Origin of the sequence: Chitinophaga eiseniae (assembly GCF_900167135.1) — a bacterium.
In the GTDB taxonomy this organism is placed as follows: Bacteria; Bacteroidota; Bacteroidia; order Chitinophagales; family Chitinophagaceae; genus Chitinophaga; species Chitinophaga eiseniae.
This window is the reverse complement of record NZ_FUWZ01000001.1, coordinates 358069-375031: the sequence shown is the minus strand read 5'-3', so window position 1 is coordinate 375031 and position 16963 is coordinate 358069. Positions and strand designations below refer to the sequence as shown.

Genomic DNA, 16963 nt, shown 5'->3' with positions numbered 1-16963 from the left:
CGCAAAGATAGCTAAATCACGTTTAGCGGACCATATCCTGTATAACTACTGGTTATATAGTAAAATATTGTAACAAATAACCCGTAAAAGCTAGAAGCTTTTGCATAAATTCACGCAATTTTGCTAACATGTCATTAGAACACCATAAGAATGCAACGCTCCGTTATCAGCAGCAGGTAGACAACTCCCGTGATTACGTAGTGCCCTTTATCCAGCAGGAGTTTCCCCGGCTGGAGGGCCTCCGCGTTATGGAAGTGGGCTGCGGCGAAGGCGGTGTGCTGACACCGTTGCTGGAAAAAGGCTGCCACTGTGTGGGAGTAGACCTGGCGCCTGCCAGGATAGAACTGGCCAGAAGTTTTCTGGGGAAATACGAAACGACCGGGCAACTGAAACTGATTGCCCAAAATATTTATGACGTCGATTTTCTGGGAGCGTTCCGTAACGCTTTCGATGTGATCATCCTGAAAGATGCCATTGAACATATACCGGACCAGGAGAAAATTGTGGGACATCTGAAACAGTTGCTTACGCCGCGCGGACAGGTGTACTTTGGTTTCCCTCCCTGGTATATGCCGCACGGCGGTCACCAGCAGATCTGTCATAATAAATTCCTGAGCATGGTGCCCTATATCCACCTGCTGCCCAGGCCGGTTTATCGTGGCGTACTGCGGATGTTCGGTGAAGAAAACGATATCGTATCGGAATTGATGGACGTGAAGTCTACCGGTATTTCCATTGAACGGTTTGAGCGGATCGTCAAACGCCAGGGTTATAAAATCACCCGGCGCCGGTTTTACCTGATCAATCCCATTTACAAATACAAGTTCAACGTCAGCGCCCGCGAACAGTGGAAGCCCGTAGCGGCTATCCCCTATGTACGCGATTTCGTGACTACGTGCATGTATTATATGATTAAACCAGCATAACGCTCGCGGTGGTTCTCGCAAAGCACGCAAAGCAGCAAAGAGCGCAAAGATTTTTTTAAGTTTAAATAAGAAAGCAAAGGAGCGGAGATCAAATTTGATCTCCGCTCCTTTGCTTTCTCTGCTCGCTTATATGATCTTTGCGCTCTTTGCTGCTTTGCGTGCTTTGCGAGAAACTACCCGTTCCAGATATCCCACGAAGCTTCCGCCTGCAGTATCAGCATCTCATGCCCGTTTTTAATGGCGGCTCCCTGTGCGGCCCCCTTTTGCAGGAACAGGGTCTCTGCCGGATTGTATACCAGGTCGTACAACAGATGGCGGGAAGTGATGAAGTCATACGGAATATCCGGACAGGCGTCTACGTTAGGATACATGCCCAGTGGTGTAGTATTGATAATGAGCGTGTGGGCCTCCATGGCAGCCTTGTCCAGCGAGTTGTAGGCCACGGTGCCATTGCCGGGCGTACGGCTGGCTACTGTGAAGGAAATGTTCATTTCCTGCAGCGCATACATGACCGCTTTGGCGGCGCCGCCGGTACCCAGTACCAGGGCCCGGTTGTGATGCGGTTGCAGCAAGGGCTGCAGGGAATTACGGAACCCGATCACGTCCGTATTAAAGCCTTTCTTTTTTCCGTCCTTCAGGCGGATACAGTTGACCGCGCCGATGTTGGCGGCGGCATCGCTCAGTTCATCGAGATAAGGGATCACCTGTTCTTTGTAGGGAATGGTGACGTTCAGTCCGCACAGGCCCGGATGTTGCGCCAGCAATGCCGGCAATTCGGTGATGGCGGGTATGGGGAAGGTTTCATACTGACATCCGGCGATATGTTCCTCTTCAAATTTCCGGGTAAAAAAACCTTTGGAAAAAGAGTGGCTGAGCGGATAACCAATAAGACCGTACGTTTTCATGCATGATGATTTAAAACAGAAAAGGACCTGATTATTTAGAATGTTTTGTTGCATTATAAATAATCAGGTCCCAATATATCATTCCTTTAGGGAATAATTATTCTTTGTCGAGAAACAGGTGGAAGGTATCGCCTCTCAGGCCTACGCGCATGGCTTCGAGAGAGATCACCTCATGCGGGGCGAGGTTGCCGAGGTTGGCGTTGCAGCCTACCAGTTCGAGGAAGTACAGCTGCTGCGCTTTCTGTGGTGCTTCCCAGATGATTTTTTCGGCGGGGATCTGGGTCAGGATTTCCTGTACCAGGCCTTCGCGCACTTCACCGGTACCGCGGTAGATACCTACGTTACCGCTTTCGCGGGCTTCTGCGATCACATAGGTGGCGCCGGCAGACAGTTCCGCTCTCATTAATTCGATCCATTTATAAGGAGGGATAATATGTTCCGCATCTTTGGAGCCTACTTCACTCAATACCAGGCCAATTTTGGACAGTTTTTCGATGTAGCCGCATTTTTCAGCATGCGGGATGATGATAGAACCATCAGACACTTCCATGTAACTAATACCGTAATCCTTCACCAGTTTCACGTATTCATCAAACTGGTTACGGATCAGGAATGCTTCAAACAAAGTACCGCCAAAATATACCGGAATGTTGGCCGACTGGTAAAGCTCAATTTTTGCGCGCAGGTTGGGCGTGACAAACGCAGTACCAAAGCCGAGCTTCAGGATGTCCACGTGAGGTCCCGACGCCGATAAAAAATTTCTTGCTTCTTCCAAACTAAGCCCCTTGTCCATCACCATGGTAAGTCCATGGGTGCGGGGTTTCTGCGTCCTTTCCGGGATTTGTGTCAGATTAAAATTCATTTGAAATATTTTTATCTTCTTATTGGTCAGTAAAACATACACTATTTTTCACCTGGCAAGTTGGGATAGTTTAGCTGCAATTTTAGTAACCGGAAATACAATGGCTTATGTCCATGACAATTTAAAAAGCCGGCGCAAAAATAAGAAGACTATACTTTATTTTAAAAGTAAATAACATTGGTTAACGTTTCCTGCGGTATTGAGCGATCAGGTCTACCACACTCACATGCTGTAAAATGGCTGGGTCCAGCTCCACCAGTTTTTTAAGGGCCTTGGGAGCCTGCTGCAGCGCGGTTTCCAGGTGCAGCAATCCTTCTTTTGTCTTACCCTGGGCTATCAGGATGGCGGCCCGGTAATATTGGAATACCGGTTTACGGCCGGCCTTTTCTTCAGCAGCGGCCAGTTGCTCAAGCGCCTCCTCCAGAAAACCAAACACATACAAGCCTTTTACCAGCTCCTGCCAGGGCTGTATGCTCTTCGGACGGATACGCACGGCGTTCACGAAATAAAGCAGGGCATCTTTTTCCTTGCCCATCTGCAGATAACATTCGCCGAGGCTCATGTTGTATTCTGCGCTTTGTTTGTTTATTTTCAGTGCATTAAGCAGTGATTTGGCGGCATTGTCCCAGTTCTCCTCCATCATGTAGGCCACGGCGATCTTGTAATACAGCTTATCATCGTTGGGGCTCAGGTGCGAGGCTTTCCGGTAGTAATAACGTGCCTGGGTATACTTACGCTGCCGCTCATAACAGTGGCCGATGGCCTCATAGATCACGTCTTCCGGTTTGGCAATTTCCAGGTGCTTCTGTAATACCTCGATCGCATCGGCGTACTTGCGCAGGCGGATATAGGCGTCGCCCATGTTACGGTAGGCGTAATCAAACTTCTCGTCAATGGCTACTGCATACTGGTAAGCGTCTATGGCTTTTTCGTACAGTTTCAGCCCCTGATAAGCGGTTCCGAGGTTAAACCAGGCCAGCTGGTTAAACGGATGCTCGTCGATGATCCAGGTATGTAAGCGGATACTTTCCTCGTTTCTGCCGGTAAACTCTGTCCAGAAACAGATCTTGTGCAACGCTTCCTCGTTGTTGGGCTCGTGCTCCAGCGCCATTTTCAGACAATCGAACACTTTCTCAAACTCCTCCCAGTCATCATATACGTCGGCCAGTTCCAGTAACAATTCCGTCTTGTCTTCCCCCTCAAACTGGTCAATCTGCTCATTCAGTACGTCCGCCGCCTTCTGATGCTGGTTCAGCGCCAGGTATACATCGGTCTGCAGGATATACAGGTTGATATCGTTGCGGTCCAGTAAAGCGGCTTTGTCCAGTAAATGAAGGGCTTCTTTGTACTTTTTGGTTTCTATCAGTAAGTTGGCCTTTTTCAGCAGGAGTGTAGAAGAATAGGGAAACTGTGCTATGGCTATTTCGGCGGCTTGTAATGCGGTCGGCATTTCGTCCTGCTCGTCATAGTAGTCTATGATCTGCTCAAATGAGTCCTCGTCCAGAAAAGAGTGAGATTTGCCCGCCCTCAGATTTTCAAACTGCTGCAACAAGTCTCTCAGATCATCAAAATCCTCGTTTAAAAAAGAAAAATCTTTACTCATTAATGTAAATATAAGACATTTCTGTATCCACCAAATCGCAGCATTTAAAACCGTTTATAAACTTTTTAACATTTTATTAAGAATTTGTTGTAAATTGCGTTAAGGATTTGTTATATAACAGATCCAATAAGTTTGTATATTTGTGTTACAATGAAAACGAAAATCAACATATCAAAGACTTTTTCATTGTCCTGTTTGTTAGCAGGCGCTATGGCTCTGTTTGCTATCAGCGCAGTGGCAAATACCCTTTTGCCTACCGATAATGAAAAAGAAAAGGCGAAAAAAACCGATAACGTCCATTTCGTGTTAAATACCGCCATGCCCAAAACCAACCTGGCCCTGGACGCCGGTTACAGATTCACAGGCAGCTATAATTCGAATTTTAAGTTCACCAATACCAATGTGATTAATTTTCAATCTGTCATGACCTATACCAAAGGGAACATGACATATGTTGTGCCTTACACTGTACAACCCATACAGCAGCCCAACAACATGAACTTTCAGAAACTGCAGATTATCCTGCCGCTTAAGAAAGGCTGACCTTAACGTTTCTTCAATACAAATACGGGCCTATCAACAAGTTTAACGACTTCTTGATAGGCCTTTTTGCTTTTATGATTTTTTAGGGAGATAATTATGTCCTCGCCTGTTAGCTTCCGCCTGCCAGCATATTCCTGCCCCCTCCGGGCCGGGCGCCCGCGCCACCGCATCACTGCATATTCTTCAGCTCTTCCGGGCTCACGACCTTATAACCGGTCTTCGGTATATCGAAATAAGAAGCCGGGATGGGATACAATTCTACCTTGGTGGCAATTACTCGCATTTTGGAGCCGGTTTTCGTCACGATCTCAAACTCCAGGGGTATCCCTTTCAGATTGGCAAAACGGCGGTTATAATGCCTGTTTTCGGGCACCAGGTCGGGCGTGTAATACACCTCGAAGGTAGTGACCCCGTCCGGCATGGTGCCGATGGTCTTTTTACAGGTATACCCCGCTATCTGCCGGGTCTCAGGCTGGTCCTTGAACTGTACGTTTTCATACTGCTTCAGCTCCTTTTCGTACTGCCCCTTGCTGGCCCGGATCAGGTACTTATTGCCATGCTGGTCTATCAGCGTGGTCAACGTTTCTTCCTTGCTGTTGATCAGGTAGGTATATTTGACAATGTTGAAGTCCATGTCTATTCTGCTCAACTGCCCCCGCATATACTGGGTGAGGGTACTGCCCTCCTGCATGGCATCCATTTGGGCCCGCTCCGGCGGAAGGTCTATCTTGTAAACGATCTTGGCGTCCGAAATGACGCGTTGCGCCAGTATAGGGCTGGTGATACAGAGCAGGAAATATGTTAAAAACAACCGGTATGACATAGTCGTGGTGTTGGTGAGTGGTTGACAGCCGGCAGGGTTTACCATACCAGCTTTTCTTTATGCAGAAACGCAGCTATCCCGCGTTTACAGTCTTCATGTCCACGGGTGGCGGCATTTAATTCAGCTGCATGCTCCAGCCCGTCTTGTATAGGTAAGTCCAACACTGTGCCAATCAATTTTTTTGTCACCTTCAGGGAGTTGCCGGACGCATCGTTACACAAACTGGCGGCCACTTTGGCTACATATTCCTTCATTTCTCCGGCAGGAACAACAGCGGTGATCAGACCGTCGCGGGCGGCTTTTTCGGCGGTCACCAGGCGGCCGGTCAGCAACAACTCGCGGGCCCTTCCCTCCCCTATTTTACGGACCAGGAAAACAGCCACCAGGGCAGGGATAAAGCCTATTTTCACTTCGGTATAGCCCATCATGGCTTCGGGTACGGCATAACTCAGGTCACAAACGGTCACCAGGCCACATCCGCCGGCTACGGCATGACCTTCTACCTGGGCTATTACGACTTTATCGAGCTGGTAGATCTCGCGGAACAGCTGCATCAGCTCCCGCGAGTCTGTAAGGTTTTCATCATAGGTATTTTGCTGCAACTGTTGCAGGTATTCCAGGTCTGCCCCGGCGCAGAAAGCTTCTCCGTTGCCTTTCAAAACAATCACTTTCACGTCGTCCGCCGCGGCAGCCCGGGCAAATGCCTGCCGGAGCTCCGCTACCAGCTGGCCGTTCAGCGCGTTCCGTTTGTCAGGCCGGTTCAGCGTGACCGTGGCGACGCGGGACGCCACCTCATATTGCAACAAGTTGAATTCCATATGGTAAAGAATTACGTAGTACGGATGGCCCCAAAGGGAGGCACCATCCGTACTTCCATGAGCAATATAAGGAATAAACTTTTAATGAGTAATCTCCTGGATCACTTGTCCTACGTTGCCGCTGGGCATCTGTATACGCAACAGGGCGGCCAGGGTAGGCGCAATATCCGTCATTCCCACGGTGCGGTTGGTTTTTCCGGGTTTCACCCCCCATCCCATCCATACCAGCGGGATGTGCGCGTCGTAAGGATACCATAAACCGTGTGTGGTACCGGTTTTGCCACCGTCGATATATGCAGGGGAAAGAACGATCTGGATATCGCCGCTGCGTTTGGTATTGTAACCGTTGGTCATCATGGTACGCATCGGTTCAGGTAATACCGTCACCATCAGCTCTTTGATCGGGAAAACCTTGGCAACAGCGGGTGATTTCTGCAGGGTGGTAATGATGAATTGCTGAATGTCGTTATAGTTTTTACCGGAAGCCTCCAGCGCGTCGTGGTTCAGCCACAGCTGGTAGTTGTCTACCGCTTTGATCGCGTCTTTTATGCCGAATTTCGCAGCCAGTTTCTCGTTCAGGTCTTTCATGGCGGCGCGGTCGTCCCAGGTACCGCCGGGCAGCTTGTTTTCTTCCAGGAATCCCGGTACATGCGCTACGCCGTGGTCGGCAGTGATAAAGAAGAGGTATTGTCCTTTGCCGATATGGGCGTCCAGGTACTGGAAGAAAGTGGCCAGATCGTGGTCCAGGCGCAGGTAAGTGTCTTCAACCTCAATGGAGTTGGGACCAAACTGGTGGCCTACATAATCCGGGGAAGACAGGCTGACAGCGAGAAAATCGGTCACAGCGCCTTTACCCATGTTATAGGCTTCCATGGCTTTTTTGGCAAATTCCAGCGTCATAGTGTTTCCGAAAGGAGAAGCGGCAATGGAACCGTTGGCAATGCTGCTCAGGTCATGCGGGAAAGAGGTGCCGGTGGTGCTGTTTTTATACTTGCCTTCATACGGTTTCTCGTCTGCCGTGCTGAGGGTATAGGTGGAGATGGGATACAGCGTGGTCCAGGGTTTGGACAGGTATTGCTGCGGCCATTTTTCGCTGTTGAACTGTTGCGCCCAGGATGGCAGCTCGTTCATATAGTAAGAGCTGGTCACCCAGTTGCCGGTGCTGCCGTCGTACCAGAAAGCAGCGTTGGCGCTGTGGCCTGCCGGCAGGATGGCGCCGCGGTCTTTGATGGCCACGCCCACTACTTTGCTCTGGAACTGGTTGGAGAGGCGCAATTCGTCGCCGATGGTGGTCACCAGCATATTGCGCGGGCTCATTTTACCGGCGGCAGAAGCACTGCCGACGGTGGTCCTGGTGGTATCTTCCACGCAGTACATGGTGCGGCCTATTTCCGGGCTGTACCAGGTGTTGCCGATAATACCGTGTATGGCAGGTACCGAGCCGGTATACACACAGGTATGACCACAGGCGGTGATGGTGGGGGTATAATTGATCAGTGTATTTTCGCAGGAAAACCCGTCATGCAGCAATCTTTTAAAGCCGCCGGCGCTGTACCTGTTGCTATAGCGGTACAGGTAGTCCCAGCGCATCTGGTCTACGACCATGCCTACGATCAGTTTAGGTCTGGCAGCTGTTTTGCTGTTTTTGGCTGCCGCCAGATGATTGAAAGGTTTTGGTGAGGTGGCCTTTTGTGCCCGGGCGCCTATAGTGGCGATGACCAGGGTAAAGGCAATCAGGGAAATCCTTTTCATTAGATATTATTACTTTTTATAAGATAAATGTACTTTTACCGGCAGCGTCCGGCAACATTGTTGCATTAAAAATGACGCTGGCAAAAGTAATCGAAGTTTAGAAAAAGCAATATTTTAATACCTTTGTGTCCTCTTTTTATCAAAGCATTTAACTATTACATAATATAGCGTATGGATATTTTCGAGAAACTGCTGAAACACATGGGCCCCATTGGGGAGCATTCAGACAGAGCCCATGGCTATTTCGCTTTTCCTAAACTGGAAGGAGAAATAGGCCCCCGCATGAAATTCCGGGGCAATGAAAAAATAGTTTGGAGCCTCAACAACTACCTGGGGCTGGCCAATCATCCGGAAGTACGGGCTACCGACGCAAAGGCAGCAGCCGATTTCGGTCTGGCAGCGCCTATGGGCGCCCGCATGATGAGCGGCAATACCAACTATCACGAGCAGCTCGAGCGCGAACTGTCCGATTACATGGGTAAAGAAGATACCACACTGCTGAACTACGGCTACCAGGGCGTCATGAGTGCCATCGACGCTGTTTGCGGCCGCAGGGACGTTATTGTGTACGATGCAGAATGCCACGCCAGCATTCTGGACGGCTTACGCCTCCACCCCGGCAAACGTTATGTGTTCAAACACAATGACATCGAAGATTGTGAAAAACAACTGAGACGCGCTACCGAACTGGCCAACGCACAAGGCGGCGGTATCCTCGTAGTAACAGAAGGCGTTTTCGGCATGGCCGGCGATCAGGGTAAACTGAAAGAAATCGCTGCCCTGAAAGATAAATTTGAATTCCGCCTGCTGGTAGACGACGCCCACGGCTTCGGTACCATGGGTAAAACCGGTGCCGGTACCGGCGAAGAACAAGGCGTTCAGGATAAAATCGACCTCCTGTTCAACACCTTCGCTAAATCCGGTGCTTCCATCGGCGCCTTCATCAGCGGCGAAAAAGCCATCATTAACTACCTGCGCTATAACATGCGCTCCCAGATATTTGCCAAATCTATTCCGCTGCCTATCGTTATCGGCCACCTGAAAAGAGTGGAACTGATGCGCAAATACCCGGAAATGAAAGCAAAACTGTGGGAAAATGTGAATAAACTGCAGAATGGCCTCAAAGCCCGCGGTTTCAACATCGGTAAAACCAACTCCCCCGTTACCCCGATCTACCTGCAGGGAGATATTCCGGAAGCCACCGCCATGTGCCTCGACCTCCGCGAAAACTACAACATCTTCTGCTCTATCGTGGTATACCCCGTTATTCCTAAAGGCCAGATCATCTACCGCCTCATCCCAACCGCTGCTCACACAGACGAGGATATTGAACTGACCCTGAAAGCTTTCAGCGAAACCAAAGCGAAGCTCGACGAGAAAGTTTACCAGGTGGCAGAAATTCCAATGGTATAAGCCATCTGCCAACTAATTTATATAAAAAGGGGCTGTCTCAATAGTAATTTGAAGGCGTTAAGAATTGCGTAAACGAAAACTCTCGCCATCAGGTTTACTATTGAGACAGCCTCTTTTTTATCGGCGCATTTGATGATAACCCTGTGAGTAATTATACCCTGAACCGCCTTCTCTCCACATTCTTTCTGCCATACAATTCGCAGGTGATCCCCTGCTCTTCCCACATCGCAAGAAGCGTATTCATCGCACTCAGATGTTGTTGGTAAAACAAATGCAGTTTAAGATCCGTTATGGCGGAAAGCGGATAATGTGTTATTTCCTCCCCCGATGCGACAATAATCTCCTGGTCAGTCAGGGCACATGCTCCTGTTTCTTTATATCGATCGAAAAAATTCTGCGCCACTGCCCCCAGCACACAACCACCTAAAGCATAGGGTAATAAAAACTTAATAGCAGCTATAAATGAGCCAGCTATAAATATAACCAAACCTACGATGATCAAAAGCCACAAAGCCTTTACCATTTTGGGAACATATCTCTTCACAACTATAAAGCGGACATAAAATTTCACAAGTATGTTATTTTTCGGGTTACGGGGTCAATTATTGGTGAGGTTGCTACAGCAAAGTTTCTCAAAGGAGATATAGGAAGGCCTAAATATCAAAAATACAAAAGGGCTGAGTTTCCTCAGCCCTACTCAAATCGTTCTTTCACTAGGTGTAAAATTTCACTAAATTTTCATCAGGACATGGTAGAATATATGGTCTTCATAGAATTTGGAATAACCAAGTGATTCCAAGTATTTTATATAATTATCTTTTTCTGTATTTAGCGTTGTATCATTGCTACATTTCAAAAATAGAGTAGTTTTCTCAGTATCATATAACACCAATGTGGTATTTTGTTAATAGCTTGTTAAAGTAGAAGACTGCAACAATAAATCAGCTGACTGTCAAAATCCGCTCTTTCAGCCCTGCCCGCAAATAATTTTCCCGATTGCGTAAACGCTTCCCGCAGTACAGCAGTACCTTTGCAGCCACGACTGCAAATAGCTGGTGCAACAGATAACTGGTCACAGTCAACCACCGGGACATAGCACTTTCGTGCCCACCCCCTGTCAATCAGCACCAGGCAGCAGGTAAAACTAATAAGGAAATTGAAACAATATTGGCATAAACAGCTTTTCACTGTTCACCGTATTACAGGCCTCATCGTAGGCATTATGCTGCTTTTTGCCAGCATAACGGGCTCTCTGCTGGTGTTCAGCGAAGAAATAGACGAAGCCCTGCATCATGAAACCTATCACATCGCACCGGGCACACAACGTAAACCGCTGTTTGAGCTGCTGCAGCAAGCCGGCAAATCACTCAAAGCAGGCACCCCTTATCTTTTCTTTTCCCGGCTGCCGCAAACCCCGGAAGAACCAGCCATCGTCAGGGCGGAATACGGCCCCGATCATAAAGTATATCTTTTCCTGAACCCCTACTCCGGGGAAGTCATCCACCAGCATACCAATACCGGTTATTTTTCGGGCTTTCTGATATACCTTCACTTCTCCCTGCTGAGCGGGAAAACAGGCGCTAAAGTGATGCTGGTGGTCAGCATCCTGCTGTTTATCTCTCTCCTCACCGGTATCTGGGTGTACCGGAAGTCCATCTACAAAGTGCTTTCCTTCCGTCTGAAGCCCGAATGGAGCAGCCGCACCCGGCGTTGGCGTAATCTGCATCGCATAGTCGGGGTCTGGGCCTTGCTGTTCAACCTTCTCATCGCCTTCACCGGCTTCATGATGCAACTGAAAGTACTGGAGAACCGGAAAACACCTGGTCCTTTTCCCAATGCAGGCGTCCCCCTTCCCATTGATTACGAAGCGATGCTGACCAAAGCCTCGGTACAAATTCCCGGGTTTAAAGCCATGGGCATCCGTACGCCTAAAAAAGCCGGCGACCCCGTCCGTATCCTGGGCCATGCCTACGAAGCACCTATCTGGGGCCGTTACAGTTCCTCCGTGCATTTCGATGTCAACGGGCAGATAAAAAAGACAGTCAATTTCAGCAACGCCCCCCTCGGCGATAAATTCAACGCTGCCATGGCGCCCCTGCACTTCGGCAACTATGGCGGTATTCCTGTTAAAATACTGTATGCTCTTTTGGGCCTTACACCCGGCATCCTGTCCGTATCCGGTTTCCTGATATGGTACCGCCGGAAGTACATCATTAAAAAACATCAGCTTTGAAAATGAAACAATACCTGGCGCTGTGCCTTATAGCACTTCTGGTAACTTTACAAACAACGGCACAAAAACTGACCGGCACCATCCGCGATACGGCGCAAACCGCGGTACCGATGCTGCGCATCTACCTGGCAGGAACGCAGAAACATGCGCTCTCCGGCCCCGACGGCACCTTTAGCATCCATCACATAAAACCAGGCAGCTACAAGCTGGTCGTCACCGGCATCGGCTACAACACGCTGGAACAACCGGTGACCATCACCGACAGTATCACTACCCTTGCACTGACCATACAGCCGTCAGACGTAGGCCTGAACGAAGTAGTGGTTACCGCCAGCCGTAACCGGGAAACACTCGGTACCGTCCCGTCCTCCATCACGATCATCAGCGGCAAACAACTGCGGGAACAAAGCGCCATCACCACCGACATTAACCAGCTGCTGAGCATGAACGTGCCAGGCCTTACGCTGGGAACCAATACATCTGCCAACAAAGGACAAACCCTGCGTGGGCGCGGTATGCTGATCATGATCGACGGTATTCCGCAATCCACACCGCTGCGCAACGGCGATAAAGACATGCGCAGCATCGACGTGTCTGTCATTGAAAGAGTGGAAGTGATCAAAGGTTCCACCGCCATCTACGGTAACGGCGCCGATGGCGGCATCATCAACTTCATCACCATCAAAGCCAATCCCAATAAACGCTTCAGTGGCAGTACCGACATCAGCGCCAGCGGCTCGCTCACCAGTGCTGCCAACAGCCTCGGCGCACGCGTGGCGCAGCAGTTCAGCGGCCGCGTCAACAAATTCGACTACGTAGTGGCCGGCACTTATGAGCAAACCGGTGTCAACAAAGACGCCAGGGGCGAAGTAATAGCCCCTTTCCAGTCGCTCAGCCAGAATGAAAACGTGAACCTGTTCGCCAAACTCGGATACAATTTCAATGACAACAACCGCCTGGAAGTGATGTACAACTATTACCGGACCATGCAGAACAGCAGCTACGTTGACTCCGGTGGTAAATTCGGGCAACGCCCCATCATTGGCGTCATTGGCACCAATCCCGGTGACAAGCAGGGCACGCCCTATAACCACAACGCCTATGTGAATTTCACCAGCAAAAACATCTTCCGTAATACGTCACTGAACGTAAACCTGTACTACCAGGACTTTTACACCGTCTTTGAATATTCCGACTTCTACGCCCCGCCAGGCAATTCAGCCATTACCTCCAAAAAAATGGGTGCCCGTGTGAATTTTAACACGTTGTTCAATTTCCATCCAAACCTGTACGGCGATGTTACCTGGGGTATCGACGTACTGAACGATAAAACAGCCCAGCCATTGACCGACGGACGTCCTTTCGTACCGGAAATGAACATGAAAAACCTGGCGCCTTATGCGCAGCTGAAAACCTACCTGTTCAAAGACTTCCTGGTGAAGGCAGGCCTGCGCTACGAAAATATCCGGCTCGATATTCCTGACTATACGACCATTAAATTTGGGAACTATGCCGGCGGCGTCTTCGTTAAGGGCGGCAACCTGCCTTACGAAGCGCTGGTGTTCAACGCCGGGCTGCGTTATACCCGGTTCCCGGCATTCAACCCGTTCGTCAGCTATTCCCAGAGCTTCTCCCTGTATGACCTGGGCCGCACCCTGCGGCTGGCCAAGGCTGTCAGCAATGGCTCCGCCAGTATTAATACCATCGAAACCAAAGCGATCATTACCAACAACTACGAAGCGGGCTTCAATAGTAACATTGGTAAATTCAACGCTTCCGGTTCTTATTTTATCAGCACCTCCAACCTCGGTACCAGCCTGAAAGACGTTAACGGCGTGGCGGTGCCGGAAAGAGCGCCGGAGCGCGTACAGGGTTTTGAAGTCACCGCAGGTTACCAGTTTCTCCCCAACCTTTCTGCCAATGCAGCTTATACCCATGTAGAAGGTAAAAAGGACATCAACGGGGTGAAGACATGGCTGCCTACCACCCGCATCACACCGGACAAGATGACCGTCAATGTGAACTATTCTCCGCTGAAACAGTGGGACCTTGGCGTGTATTACATCTATTCCGGCGTACGGAAACGTTTCGACCCCAATCCCAACACCAAAGAGTATGATCTGGGCAATGGGCCGGTGGGTGATTTTTCGCTCATCAACCTGTATACAGCTTACCGGTTCAGCCCCGCCGCGTCGCTCCGGCTGGGCGTGGATAACCTGCTGAATGCCGATTATTACCCGGTGATGTCGCAGGCGCGGGTAAGAACAAATTCCTATATCAAAGGCAGCGGCGCCCGGTTTAACCTGGGTTTCCGGTATAATTTCTGATCACGCAAAGGCGCAAAGCAGCAAAGAACGCAAAGAGAATAAATAAGAAACAAAGAAAGCAAAGGAGCGAAGATCAAATCAAATTGGTCTTCGCTCCTTTGCTTTCTTATTAATCTTATTGAAACTTTGCGTTCTTTGCTGCTTTGCGCCTTTGCGTGAACTATTTTAAGTGTTCTTCCACAGAGGTATCGTAGATCTGTTTCCAGTCGCTTACTTTACCCCAGTCTTCACCACCTACTTTCACATGATCGCCGGTTACAGCGCCTATTTTCACGTAACGTACAGAAACGTCGGTAGCGTCGATCAGACCGTGCATTACTGCTTCAAATTTCTCTTTGTCTTCCGGTTTGATGGAGATCACTACGCGGCTTTGGCTTTCACCGAAGAGGTAGGCGTCTTTACGGAATTTATCGTTCAGCTGCAGTTCAAAGCCCAGGCCTTTAGGCATGGCGCTTTCCATCATGGTCACGAACAGACCGCCTTCGCTGACATCGTGCGCCGACTGGAGCAGGCCGGCTTTGTTCAGTTTGGCGACAGCTTTCTGCAGTTGCAGTTCTTCTTCGAGGTCGAAATGCGGAGCAGGGCTGAATTCGATGCCGATGATTTTGTGCAGGTATTCGGAGCTGTTGATATCGTTGCGGCTGCGGCCCAGCAGATATACGAGGTCGCCGGCTTCTTTGAAGTCGAGGGTGATGCGCTGATCGAGGCTATCGAGCAGGCCTACCATACCGATGGTTGGGGTAGGATATACCGCACCGTCGGGTGACTGGTTGTAGAAGCTCACGTTACCACCGGTAACGGGGGTGTTGAATTTGCGGCAGGCTTCGCCCATACCCTGTACGGCGTGTACGAACTGGTAGTATACTTCCGGATCGTAAGGGTTACCGAAGTTGAGGCAGTTGGTGATAGCCAGTGGTTCACCGCCGGAGCAAACGATGTTGCGGGCAGCTTCCGCCACAGCGATCTGGCCGCCTTTGTGAGGATCGGCGAATACGTAGCGGCTGTTACAGTCGGTAGTCATGGCCAGCGCTTTTTTAGTGCCTTTCACCAGTACGATCGGAGCGTCGCTTGGAGCGTTGGTAGTGGCGTTGGCGGTACCTACCATGCTGTCGTACTGGTTATAGATCCAGCGTTTGGAAGCGATGTTAGGCAGTGCGATGATCCTTTCTGCCGCGAAGCGGGCATGTTCAGTATCGGGAACGTTCTGGATATCGAACGCTTTGACTTTCTGGAAGTAGGCAGGTTCAGTATACGCGCGGTGATATTGGGGAGCGCCGCCGCCGAGCACGAGGCTTTCAGCCGGTACGTCCGCTTCCAGTTCACCGTTCATATAGAATTTCAGGTTGGTGTCTTTGGTGACTTCACCGATCTGAACGCAGTGCAGGTCCCATTTTTCGAAGATATCGAGGATAGGTTTTTCCTGGCCTTTTTTTACTACGATGAGCATACGTTCCTGGCTTTCGCTCAGCAGCATTTCCCATCCTTTCATATTTTCCTGGCGGGTAGGTACTTTATCCAGCCAGATGTTCATACCGTGTTCGCCTTTAGCGCTCATTTCGGCAGTGGAGCAGGTGATACCGGCGGCGCCCATATCCTGCATGCCTATGATAGCGTTGGTTTTGATGACTTCGAGACAGGCTTCCAGCAGTTTCTTTTCCTGGAAGGGGTCACCTACCTGTACTGCAGGCAGGTCTTCCGCGCTGTCTTCCGTGATGTTGGCAGAAGCGAAGGAAGCGCCGCCGATACCGTCTTTACCGGTAGCGGAGCCTACGATGAAAACGGGGTTGCCTTCACCGTGGGAGGTAGCGGAAACAGTCTGGCCCACTTTTACGATACCCACGCTCATGGCGTTTACCAGCGGGTTGGTGCCGTAACAGTCTTCAAAGTAAGTTTCGCCGCCTACAGTGGGGACACCGAAGCAGTTACCATAGTGACCGATACCGTGTACGATACCTTTTACCAGGTGCTGTGTTTTTTTATCGTTGATATTGCCGAAGCGCAGGGAGTTCAGTGCCGCGATAGGGCGGGCGCCCATGGTGAAGATATCACGGTGGATACCACCCACCCCCGTAGCAGCGCCCTGGAAGGGCTCAATAGCAGAAGGGTGGTTATGGGATTCGATTTTAAATACAACTGCGTATCCATCACCGATATCTACCAGGCCGGCGTTTTCCTCACCCGCCTTCACGAGGAGACGGTCACCTTCGCGTGGTAATGACTTCAGCCATACGATTGAGTTTTTGTAAGAGCAGTGCTCACTCCACATAACGGAGTACATACTCAATTCGGTAAAGTTGGGATTACGCCCTAAGATAGATTCAATACGTTCAAACTCGTCAGCAGTAAGGCCCAGCTGTTCAGCAATTTCTACGGTGGTTTGCATGTAGTTTAAGTATAAAAAAACGAGTAATTAAAAAGAAGATGCAAACCTACAAGATTTTATGGCAAATGCCAAGAAATGGGGTGATACGACTGCCTTAAAAATGATAGCAGCCCGCCCGCCTGCCTCTTTTTCCGGTACGCCCCCTTTTATTGTGTCCCGCCCCCTCAGCCCCTCTCCCTTTTCGCGTTTCGTCTGCCTCTTATCAGTCCCTCCCGGGCATGATCCCTTTCATTATTTCCCCTTCCCGCGGTATCCCTCCCGGGCATGATCCTTTTCATTATCGCCCCTTCCCGCGGCGTGCTTTACATGCAGTTGGTTAACCAATACAAACGGCCGTACTCGTTAAATCATATTATAAAATTTTTAATTTATCAG

13 protein-coding genes are annotated in these 16963 nt (G+C 49.8%); 5 read left to right on the top strand and 8 right to left on the bottom strand.

The features are described from left to right. Positions 1 to 128: 128 nt before the first annotated feature. The gene (locus B5D63_RS01600) at positions 129 to 926 is read left to right on the top strand and encodes a class I SAM-dependent methyltransferase (protein WP_078667033.1); all 798 of its coding nucleotides are present in this window, start codon (positions 129 to 131) and stop codon (positions 924 to 926) included. A 173-nt stretch (positions 927 to 1099) separates the two neighbouring features. Here B5D63_RS01600 and B5D63_RS01595 read toward each other — a convergent pair whose 3' ends face one another. From B5D63_RS01595 to B5D63_RS01585, 3 genes are all read right to left on the bottom strand, one after another. Further along, positions 1100 to 1831, bottom strand: coding sequence for a shikimate dehydrogenase family protein (locus tag B5D63_RS01595; RefSeq protein WP_078667032.1), 732 nt, complete (start codon positions 1829 to 1831; stop codon positions 1100 to 1102). A gap of 97 nt (positions 1832 to 1928) precedes the next feature. Further along, entirely contained in the window at positions 1929 to 2693 is a 765-nt protein-coding gene (locus B5D63_RS01590; RefSeq protein WP_078667031.1) for a phosphosulfolactate synthase, read from the bottom strand. A gap of 181 nt (positions 2694 to 2874) precedes the next feature. Next, a complete protein-coding gene (locus B5D63_RS01585; RefSeq protein WP_078667030.1) occupies positions 2875 to 4296 on the bottom strand; it encodes a tetratricopeptide repeat protein in 1422 nt (473 codons plus the stop codon). 150 nt (positions 4297 to 4446) lie between these two features. Here B5D63_RS01585 and B5D63_RS01580 point away from each other — a divergent pair, with 150 nt between their 5' ends. Continuing rightward, positions 4447 to 4839, top strand: a complete 393-nt coding sequence (locus tag B5D63_RS01580; protein WP_143312730.1) for a hypothetical protein — start codon at positions 4447 to 4449, stop codon at positions 4837 to 4839. A 169-nt stretch (positions 4840 to 5008) separates the two neighbouring features. Here the strand turns inward: B5D63_RS01580 and B5D63_RS01575 are convergent, their stop codons facing one another. From B5D63_RS01575 to pafA, 3 genes are all read right to left on the bottom strand, one after another. Further along, positions 5009 to 5707, bottom strand: a complete 699-nt coding sequence (locus B5D63_RS01575) for a hypothetical protein (RefSeq protein ID WP_078667028.1) — start codon at positions 5705 to 5707, stop codon at positions 5009 to 5011. Then, a complete protein-coding gene (locus tag B5D63_RS01570; protein WP_078667027.1) occupies positions 5701 to 6480 on the bottom strand; it encodes an enoyl-CoA hydratase/isomerase family protein in 780 nt (259 codons plus the stop codon). The genes B5D63_RS01575 and B5D63_RS01570 overlap by 7 nt, the downstream gene beginning before the upstream one ends. Positions 6481 to 6561: 81 nt before the next feature. Continuing rightward, entirely contained in the window at positions 6562 to 8232 is a 1671-nt protein-coding gene (gene pafA / locus B5D63_RS01565; RefSeq protein WP_078667026.1) for an alkaline phosphatase PafA, read from the bottom strand. A gap of 171 nt (positions 8233 to 8403) precedes the next feature. Here pafA and B5D63_RS01560 point away from each other — a divergent pair, with 171 nt between their 5' ends. Further along, positions 8404 to 9645, top strand: a complete 1242-nt coding sequence (locus tag B5D63_RS01560) for an aminotransferase class I/II-fold pyridoxal phosphate-dependent enzyme (RefSeq protein ID WP_078667025.1) — start codon at positions 8404 to 8406, stop codon at positions 9643 to 9645. 151 nt (positions 9646 to 9796) lie between these two features. Here the strand turns inward: B5D63_RS01560 and B5D63_RS01555 are convergent, their stop codons facing one another. Then, positions 9797 to 10216: a hypothetical protein gene (locus tag B5D63_RS01555; protein ID WP_078667024.1), complete on the bottom strand. Its 420-nt coding sequence runs from the start codon at positions 10214 to 10216 to the stop codon at positions 9797 to 9799. 585 nt (positions 10217 to 10801) lie between these two features. Between B5D63_RS01555 and B5D63_RS01550 the strand changes: the two genes are divergently transcribed. After that, positions 10802 to 11878, top strand: a complete 1077-nt coding sequence (locus B5D63_RS01550) for a PepSY-associated TM helix domain-containing protein (RefSeq protein WP_078667023.1) — start codon at positions 10802 to 10804, stop codon at positions 11876 to 11878. A gap of 2 nt (positions 11879 to 11880) precedes the next feature. After that, positions 11881 to 14205, top strand: coding sequence for a TonB-dependent receptor (locus tag B5D63_RS01545; protein ID WP_078667022.1), 2325 nt, complete (start codon positions 11881 to 11883; stop codon positions 14203 to 14205). Positions 14206 to 14365: 160 nt separating this feature from the next. Here the strand turns inward: B5D63_RS01545 and purL are convergent, their stop codons facing one another. Further along, complete coding sequence (gene purL / locus B5D63_RS01540; RefSeq protein WP_078667021.1) at positions 14366 to 16588, bottom strand: phosphoribosylformylglycinamidine synthase subunit PurL; 2223 nt, start codon at positions 16586 to 16588, stop codon at positions 14366 to 14368. Positions 16589 to 16963 lie beyond the last annotated feature (375 nt).